Annotated in this window: 1 protein-coding gene; it reads left to right on the top strand. The window is 56.7% G+C overall.

Annotated elements, in window-relative coordinates; all coding sequences use genetic code 11:
• The first annotated feature begins 74 nt into the window (after positions 1 to 74).
• A complete protein-coding gene (locus tag ACR0J7_RS20430; protein ID WP_480871397.1) occupies positions 75 to 1,448 on the top strand; it encodes a transposase in 1,374 nt (457 codons plus the stop codon).
• The last annotated feature ends 68 nt before the right edge of the window (positions 1,449 to 1,516 follow it).

Below are 1,516 nucleotides of genomic sequence, written 5' to 3'. Positions count from 1 at the left end.
CATAGTGTTGAAAAATTCCGTTGATTGGTTTGCCTGTCGCTGATTCACTCGTTTTTGAGAGTGGAGGTGCGGTGATGATGGGACCGAGGCAGGTGGCGCAAGGGGCGCTGTTTTATGAGTTCTCGATTGAAGAGTTTGTGCCTGCTGATCATCCGTTACGCGGCATTGATCGCTTCCTTGATCTTTCGGAAGTTCGCCCCCTGCTGGCACCGTCCTACAGCGCTCACGGTCGTCCTTCGATTGATCCAGAGTTGATGATCCGGATGCTGTTGTTGGGCTATTGCCAAGGCATTCGGTCCGAGCGGCGGCTCTGCGAAGAGGTGCATGTCAACCTGGCCTACAGGTGGTTTTGCAAGCTCGATCTGACCGATCCGGTGCCAGACCATTCGACCTTCTCGAAGAACCGACACGGGCGTTTCCGTGAGTGCGGGTTATTCCGCCACCTCTTCGAGACTGTCCTGAGGCGCTGCATCGATGAGGGCCTGGTTGGCGGCGATAGCTTCGGCGTCGATGCCAGCCTGATCCCGGCGAATGCGAACCAGACGCGGGGTGTCGATAGCAAAGTGGGTTTGCCGCCCGACCTAGCCACTCGTGTGGTTGAGGAATATCTCGAAACGCTGGATGATGCGGCTTTCGGCGCATCCACCAAAGTTGTCCCCAAATACATCTCACCCGTTGATCCCGCCGCACGCTGGACAGGCGCGGACGGTGGGGCTGCCTTCTTCGCATATTCCACCAACTATATGGTGGATTTGGATAATGCGGTGATCGTCGATGTTGAACCATCGGTTCCGATCCGAACCGCTGAGGCCTTTGCTGCACGACGCATGATCGACCGGATTACGGACCGCTTCGGCATGACGCCGGACAAGCTGGTCGGCGATACGGGCTACGGCTCAGCGGAGATGCTGGGCTGGTTGGTGGAAGAGCGCGGCATCGCTCCGCACATCCCGGTGTGGGATAAATCTAAACGGACGGACGGCACGTTCTCGCGCGAAGACTTCGTCTACGACCCCACGACCGACAGCTACACATGCCCCGGCAATAAAGAGCTGCGAACATATCGGCGAAACTTCTCCAAACCGCGCAAGCCAAATGGCGGCAAAGACGGTTTCATTAAATATCGTGCATCAAAGCACGACTGCGACGCATGCCCATTGAAAGCAAATTGCTGTCCAAATCAGCCAGCCCGGAACGTGCTTCGTTCCGTCCATGAAGCGGCTCGCGACGTCGCCCGCGATATCCGCAAGACCGATGCGTACATGACCTCGTTCATTCAGAGAAGGAAGGTTGAGATGCTCTTCGCACATCTGAAACGATACATAGGCGTTCCGACGATGCGGCTACGAGGACCCAAAGGCGCATATGAACAGTTTCAACTCGCAGCAACCGCCCAAAACCTTCGGAAACTCGCCAAGCTGGTGCCACAACCTAGACTGACGGGATGAAGGGAAGGCGGAAGCCTATTGAGGCCGCATCCTGAACGCGCCCAAACGGCGACTTCTTCAACACTATC

This window comes from Ruegeria sp. O4 (assembly GCF_056535125.1).
This window is presented reverse-complemented; position numbering and strand designations above follow the sequence as displayed.